The sequence below is a fragment of the Streptomyces sp. NPDC043876 genome, from assembly GCF_056435825.1.
The window spans coordinates 577,937-585,416 of record NZ_JBWKDV010000001.1; the positions used below are offsets into that span (position 1 = coordinate 577,937).

The following is a 7,480-nucleotide window of genomic DNA, read 5'->3' on the forward strand; positions in this document are numbered from 1 at the left end:
CCGTTGTCGTGCCCGCACGCTCAGCCGTTCCGGTCCGCGACCGGCTTCCTCGGGGGCACCGGCGGCACCGCCAGGAAGGGCAGCCGCAGCGCCGCGAAGGCCTCCGCGGGCACCGCCGGACGCACCGGCCGTACGGCCGCGAGGCGCTCGTACGCCGTGCCCTGCTCCGGACGCGGGTCGCGCTCCCCCTTGTTGGGCCAGTACGACATGGCCCGCTCGGCCTGGGCCGTGATCGTCAGCGACGGGTTCACACCGAGGTTCGCGGAGACGGCCGAGCCGTCGACCACCGAGATGCCGGGGTGCCCGTAGAGCCGGTGGTACGGGTCCACCACGCCCTGCTCCGGAGAGGCGCCGATGGGGCAGCCGCCCAGGAAGTGCGCGGTCAGCGGGGTGCCCATCAGCTCGCCGATGTTGCTGCCGGGGAAGCCGTTGATCTCCTCGGCGAGCAGGGTGGCGGCCTGCGTGGCCTCGGCGATCTGGACCGGGTTGGGGGCGCCGTGGCCCTGGCGGGCGGTCAGCAGTCCCTTGCCGATGCCGCCCGGTTTGCGGTACGTGGTCAGGGAGTTGTCCAGCGACTGCATGACCAGGCCGATGATGGTCCGCTCCGACCAGCGGCGGTTGGACAGCGAACGGGCCAGCTGGAGCGGGTGCTTGGCGGTGCGGGCGAACCAGGCGCGCACCCGGTGCGTGGCGTAGGGCACTTGGAGGATGGTCAGGAACCCCATCGCGTTGGAGCCCTTGCCGTAGCGGACCGGTTCGATGTGGGTGTCGGCGTTGGGGTGCACCGAGGAGGTGATGGCCACGCCCCGGGTGAAGTCGGCGCGCGCGTCCTTGCCGTGGCGCCTGCGGTAGCGGCGGTCGTCGGTCTGCGCGCCGACCAGGCCCTCGGAATTGGTCCGGGTCAGGTCGCCGAGCCGGTCCGAGAGGCGGGGCAGTTCGCCGCGGTCCTTCATCGTGTGCAGCAGGGTCTGGGTGCCGTAGGTGCCGGCCGCGACGACGACGTACCGGGCGCGCAGCACCCTGGTGCGGCCCTTGCGGCGGCCGTCGGTGGGGACGGTGACGACCCGGTAGCCGCCGTCGGCGTGTTCGGCGAGGGCGGTGACCGTGGTCATCGGGTGGATGACGGCTCCCGCGCGCTCGGCGAGGTGCAGGTAGTTCTCGTTCAGGGTGTTCTTGGCTCCGTGGCGGCAGCCGGTCATGCACTCGCCGCACTCGGTGCAGGCCTTGCGGGAGGGGCCCGCGCCGCCGAAGTAGGGGTCCGCGACCTCCTCGCCGGCCCGGACCCGGCGCTGGCCCGCGGCGTCCTCGCCGTCGCCGAAGAAGACGCCGACCGGGGCCATGTGGAAGGAGTCGGCGACGCCCATCCGCGCGGCGGCCGCCTTCAGGTGGACGTCGGAGGGGGTCATGGTCGGATTGAGCCGGACCCCCAGCATCCGCTTGGCCTGGTCGTAGTAGGGGGCCAGCTCGTCCTGCCAGTCGGTGATGGACGCCCACTGCCGGTCCTCGAAGAAGGCCGTCGGCGGCACGTACAGCGTGTTGGCGTAGTTGAGCGAGCCGCCGCCCACGCCGGCGCCCGCGAGCACCATCACGTTGCCGAGCAGGTGGATGCGCTGGATCCCGTACAGCCCGAGGGCCGGTGCCCACAGGTAGTTGCGCAGGTCCCAGCTGCTCTTCGGCAGGCTCGCGCGGGTGAAGCGGCGCCCGGCCTCCAGCACGCCGACGCGGTACCCCTTCTCGGTGAGCCGCAGGGCCGAGACCGACCCCCCGAAGCCCGAACCGATGACGATCACGTCGTAGTCGTACACGTCCTCGTACACGTCGTTGTCCTGCGGCACAGCCACGCTCCTAGCGCAGTCGGAGGGCCTTCATGACCTGGAGGCTGCGGGTCATGAACGCCGCGTACTTCTCGTCGTCCATGCCCATCGAGGGCGCCATGGGGAGCAGTCGCTGGTGGGCGACGGTCTGGGCCTCGGTGTACTTGAGGATGCCCTCGGAGCCGTGCCGGCGGCCGAGGCCCGAGTCCTTCATGCCGCCCATGGGGGCCTGGGCGCTGCCGTAGGCGGGCGCGTAGCCCTCGTTGATGTTGACGGTGCCGGTGCGCAGGCGGGCGGCGACGGTCCGGCCGCGGCGGGCGTCCTTGGTCCACACGCTGGCGTTGAGGCCGTAGGAGGTGGCGTTCGCCTGGGCGACGGCCGTGTCCTCGTCACTGAAGCGGTAGACCGATACGACGGGGCCGAAGGTCTCCTCCGCGCACACCGCCATCGGCGCCTCGACGCCGTCGAGGATGGTGGGCTCGTAGAAGAGCGGCCCGATGTCGGGGCGGGCGGTGCCGCCCGCGACCAGCGTCGCGCCCTTGGCGACGGCCTCGTCCACGTGCCGCTGTACGGTCTCCAGCTGGCGTTCGCCGACCAGCGAGCCCATGTCCGCGCCGTAGGCGAGGGAGCTGCCGAGCCGCATGGCCCTGGTGCGGGCGGCGAACCGCTCGACGAAGGCGTCGGCGACCGACTCGTGGACGTAGAGCCGCTCGATGGAGATGCACAGCTGGCCCGCGGAGGAGAAGCAGGCGCGGACGGCGCCCGCGGCGGCCTTCTCCACGTCGGCGTCGTGCAGGACCAGCATGGCGTTCTTGCCGCCGAGTTCGAGGGAGACCCCGACCAGGCGGTCGGCCGCGCCCCGGGCGACCTCGCGGCCGGTGCGGGTGGAGCCGGTGAAGGAGACGTAGTCGGCGTGGCGGACCACCTCGGGGCCGACGACGGGTCCCTCGCCGAGCACGATCTGGAACACCTCGGCGGGCAGCCCCGCCTCGATGAGCAGGTCGCGGGCCCACAGCGCGGTCAGCGCGGTCTCGGTGTCCGGCTTCATCACGACGGCGTTGCCGGAGACGAAGGCGGGCAGCGCGTCGCCGACGGAGAGTTCGAGGGGGTAGTTCCAGGGGGCGATCTGGCCGACGACCCCGCGCGGCTGGCGCAGTTCGACGACCTTGGTGAGGACCGGCACGGCCCCCGTGTGGCTCTTGGGGCGCAGGTACGAGGGGGCCTGGCGGCCGTAGTGGCGGGCCGCTATGGCGACGGCCTGCACCTCCTCGTGCGCGTGCAGGCGGGCCTTGCCGGTCTCCAGCTGGATGAGGTCGAGGACCTCGGCCTGCCGGTCGAGGACCAGGTCGTGGAAGCGCAGCAGGACGGCGGCGCGGCGGCGTACGGGTACGGCGGCCCAGGCGGCCTGGGCGGCGCGGGCCCGGTCGAAGGCCTCGGCGACGTCCTCGGGGGTGGCCTCGGGCAGGTCGGCCAGCTTGGCGCCGGTGAAGGGGGTGTGGTTGGCCGTGCGGCCGGAACCGAGCACCCCCCGGGTGAGCCGGGCCACCAGGTCCGGGGTCACGACGTCGGTGGCGGTCCGGGCGCCTGCCGGGGCGGGGGCCACCGGGTTGGTGGGGGCCGGGGCGGCGCGGAGGGGGGCGGGGGCCTGCGAGTCCGTCATGGCGGTGAGCGTATTGCGCCGGGAGCCCTTTGGGTACCCGTGGGTAACCGGATTTTGCCATATCTGCCAGTGATCGCTGGCAGGATCGCTCCGGCGGGCGTGACCGGCACCCCCGCGACCGCCTCCGGGCAGCTGCTGCCCGGGGCGCCGCCCCGGCCGCTCAGCCCTTCCCGTCGGGCGGTTCCCAGCCGCTGAGCACGGTGTCGAACTGCTGCCGGGTCTTCGCCCAGTCCGCGGCCGGACCCGACATGTAGACGGCGTACTCGGTTTCGTTCGGCGCGATGTACATCTGCTCGATCGCGCGGCGCGGTCCGGCGTGGGTGCCCTTCTCGGTCCAGGTGAAGTCCCACAGGGCCCCGCGGGTGGTGTCGCGGAAGGTGTTCTGGTTCAGCCGCTGCCGCTTGTAGTCCGTCCGCGCGCTCACCTGCTTCTCCAGGTCGAGCAGGTGCATGTACGGGGTGTCGTAGTCCGGGGAGGCGTCGGCGGCGATCCGGATGAAGTGCTTGCCGTTGTCCGGGGTGTAGTCGATCTGGTTCCCGTCCATCTGGCGCGTCCAGCCCTTGGGCACCAGCAGGGTGAAGCCCGTCGGGTCCTTCACGCGCTGCCAGCCCTCCGGGACGGTCAGCTCCGCCGGCTTGGCGCCGCCCGCCTGGGCGCTCCCGCCCGCGCCCGCCCCGCCCGTCACGGCCGCCCCGCCCTTGCCCTCGTCACCGCCGTGCGAGTCGGTGTACCGGAGGATCCCGAAGGCTCCGGCCCCGCCCAGCAGGGCCGCGACCACGGCCACCACGGCCGCGCGCCGGATCCGGCCGCCGGTGGGGCGGCCGCTCGCCGGGGGCACCGGGTGTTGGTACTGGTACTGGTACTGGTGCTGGTGCTGGTTCTGGTTCTGGTGCTGGTTCTGTCCCGGGGCGTGCGGGCCCGGCGGGTGCGCGGTGGGCGTGGTCGGGGCCTCCGTGCCGAAGCGCGCGGTGGCGTGGGAGGGGGCGGGGGCGGGCGTCTCGCGCTCCGCCGCCGGGCCGAGCGGGTGGGCGGGCGCGGGAGTGGCCCGCTCCTCCGACGTGAGGGCGCGCGTGGGCACGTACGCGTGCGCCGACTTCGGCTCGCGCCCCTCCATCGCCTGCACCAGCATCCGCTCGGCCTCGGCCGCCGACGGACGCTGCGCGGGGTCCTTGCGCAGCAGCGCCGTGATGACCGCGCCCAGCGGGCCCGCCTGGCGCAGGGCGGGCGGTTCGTCGTTGACCACGGCCTGGAGGCTGGAGATCGGCGAGGTGCGGCGGAAGGGGGAGCGCGCCTCCACCGCCGTGTAGAGGGTGGCGCCCAGCGACCACAGGTCCGAGGCCGGGTCCGGGGCGCCGCCGGTGACCCGCTCGGGGGCCAGGTAGTCGATGGAGCCGACGAGTTCACCGGTCCGGGTGATCGAGGAGTCCCCCTCGATCGCCGCGATCCCGAAGTCCGTGAGGAGCACCCGGCCGTCCTTGGCCAGCAGGACGTTGCCCGGCTTCACGTCCCGGTGCAGGACGCCGACCGCGTGCGCGGCGCGCAGCGCGCCCAGCACGTGCAGCCCGATCCGGGCCGCCTCGCGGGGCTCGATCCGCCCGGCCGCCTTCGCAGCCTCGGCGAGGGAGGGACCGTCGATGTACTCCATGACGATCCACGGCCGGTCGTCGTGCTCGAACACGTCGTGGACGGTGACGACCGCCGGGTGCGCGATCCGGGCCGCGGCCCGGGCCTCCTTCTTGGTCCGGGCGTGCAGGACGGCCCGGTCGGCTTCGGCGACGTACAGACCCGCCGTCAGTTCCTTGACGGCGACCGTCCTGCTGAGCAGCTCGTCGTGCGCGCGCCACACCTTGCCCATGCCGCCGCTGCCGATCGGCTCGCCGAGCCGGTACCGGCCCACGAGTACCGCGCCCGCGCCTGTCCTGTGTTCCACTCCACCCCGCCGCTCTCCGCCTTCGGGCCAGATTACGGAGCGCGCGGGCGATGCCGGAACCGCGCGGGGCCCGTGAGACAGCACTGTGACGCAATCGCCGTACTGACTCCCGGTCAGCGCGCCGTCAGGAGCCGGGCCGGTAACTCCCCGTCGCCTTCTCGAAAACTTCGGTGACCTTGTCCTGGGCGTCCTGCGGACCGATGACCATCACCACGTGGTAGCGGCCGCCGAGGGCGACGACGCGGTTGCGGACGTAGACGGAACGGCCGCCCCCGTCCGTCCAGGTGTACTGGCCCTCCGCGCTGAGCTGCTGGCCCACTTTGGTCTGCTTCACGCCGGTCGAGGTGGCCCAGGTGGAGGTGCGGAAGGGCTCCAGCTCCCGCTCCTTGTCGCGCTGGTAGCTCAGCGGGTCCGGGTTGCCGTTCACGGCGTCCCGGCCGGGGGTCAGGATCAGCACGAAGTCCCCGTTCGTGTAGCGGACCTGGCCCATGTCGTTGACGCCGTGGCGCTCCCAGCCGCCGGGGACGAAGACCCGGAAGCCCTCGGGGTCCTGCTGGGCGGTGTACCCGGCGGGCGCGTCGGCCGCCGGCGGCGCGGACGGGCCGCCGCTCTGCGGGGCGGGCTGGGACCGGGGCGTGCCGGTCGGGGTGTTGGCCCCGCCGTTCGCGCCGGGCGGGGTGACGGCCGCGCTCGGGCCACCGCCCCGGGCCTGGCTCCCGTCGCCCTCGCCGGTCGTCGCCCGGGGCAGGAAGAACACGGCGTACGCGACCCCGCCCGCCAGCGCCGCCATCACGAGCAGGAGCAGCGTCCGGCCGAGGGAACGCCCGCCCCGGGGGCGGCGGGTGGTGGCGTGCTGCGTGCCGCGGTGGCGGCCGTGCGAGAGGTCGCCCTTGCGGCGTACGGCGGGCAGCCGGGCCGGGTCCGCGTCGGGCAGCGGGAACGCGAAGCCGCCGAGCGCGGTGACGTCCGGTTCGGGGGCCGAGCGCACGAGGGAGCGCAGCCAGCCGCGCAGCTCCTCGAAGTCCGGCCGCTCGGTGGGGTCCTGGCGCAGCAGCGACTCGACGATCGGACGCAGCGGCCCGCACTCCTCCGCGAAGGCGGGGGGCTCGGCGCAGACCATCTCGACGAGTTCGGCGGCGCTGTCCTCGGGGTAGGGGGCGTGCCCCTGGACGGCCCGGTAGAGCAGCGCGCCCAGCGCCCACAGGTCGGTGGCGGGCCCGATGGGCGCGGCCAGCTGCCAGTTGTCGTGCACGGGCCCGGCCTGCTCGGGTGCCCACCGCTCGGTGACGGCCCCGACGACCGCCATCCGCGTGAGCCGCGCCCGCTCGGCGTCGAGCGCACTGACGGGCCCGGCGCCCCGCGAAGCCGACCATCCGGGGGCGGGGGTGCGGGGGCTGCCGGGGCTGCCGGGGGCGGTGGGTTCGTGACCGCCGGGGGCGGGGGCCTCGGCGTGCCGGAACCCTTGCGGCAGCGCCAACCGGTCCGGGAGGGCGGGGGCCTGGGCGGGGCGGTGCCCCTGGGCGGGGGCTTCCGGGGCGGGGTCCTGGCCCTGGTGGGGGGCCTGCTGGGCGGGGTGCCGGCCCTGGTGGGGGTGCTCCGGTGCGGTCCGGGCGATGCCGGCTCCCGGCCCGTCGCTCCAGCCCTGCGCGGGGAGGGGGGTCCAGCCCCGGTCCCGGTCCTGGTCCCGGTCCCGGTGGGGGTCTTGGTGCTGGTCATGGCCATGGCGCGGAGCCGGATCCTGGTCCCCCGGGGCCTGTGACGCGGGCACACCGAACTCCGGTCCGGCGGCCCATCCCTGGTCAGGCAGCGGGGCTGCCTCGGGACCCGGGCCAGCGGTCCAGGCCCGGTCCGGGGGCGGGGTCGCCTCGGGGTCCGGGCCCGTGGTCCACGTCCCGTCCGGCAGCGGGGTCGCCTCAGGACCCGGGCCGGTGGTCCACGTCGGGTCCGGGAGCGGGGTCGCTTCGGGACCCTGGCCAGCGGTCCACGTCCCGTCCGGCAGCGGGGTCGCCTCAGGACCCGGGCCGGTGGTCCACGTCGGGTCCGGGAGCGGGGTCGCTTCGGGACCCTGGCCAGCGG

4 protein-coding genes are annotated in these 7,480 nt (G+C 74.7%); all 4 read right to left on the reverse strand.

Features of this window, described 5'->3' with window-relative positions; translation table 11 throughout:
• Nucleotides 1-20 precede the first annotated feature (20 nt).
• Nucleotides 21-1,841, reverse strand: a complete 1,821-nt coding sequence (locus AC0693_RS02860; RefSeq protein WP_478800811.1) for a GMC oxidoreductase — start codon at nt 1,839-1,841, stop codon at nt 21-23.
• A 4-nt stretch (nt 1,842-1,845) separates the two neighbouring features.
• A complete protein-coding gene (locus AC0693_RS02865; protein WP_478738946.1) occupies nt 1,846-3,474 on the reverse strand; it encodes a succinic semialdehyde dehydrogenase in 1,629 nt (542 codons plus the stop codon).
• Between the two features lie 160 nt (nt 3,475-3,634).
• The gene (locus AC0693_RS02870; protein ID WP_478800812.1) at nt 3,635-5,404 is read right to left on the reverse strand and encodes a serine/threonine-protein kinase; all 1,770 of its coding nucleotides are present in this window, start codon (nt 5,402-5,404) and stop codon (nt 3,635-3,637) included.
• Nucleotides 5,405-5,528: 124 nt separating this feature from the next.
• Nucleotides 5,529-7,480 (reverse strand): serine/threonine-protein kinase (locus tag AC0693_RS02875; protein ID WP_478800813.1); only part of this gene is annotated, 1,952 nt, incomplete at its 5' end.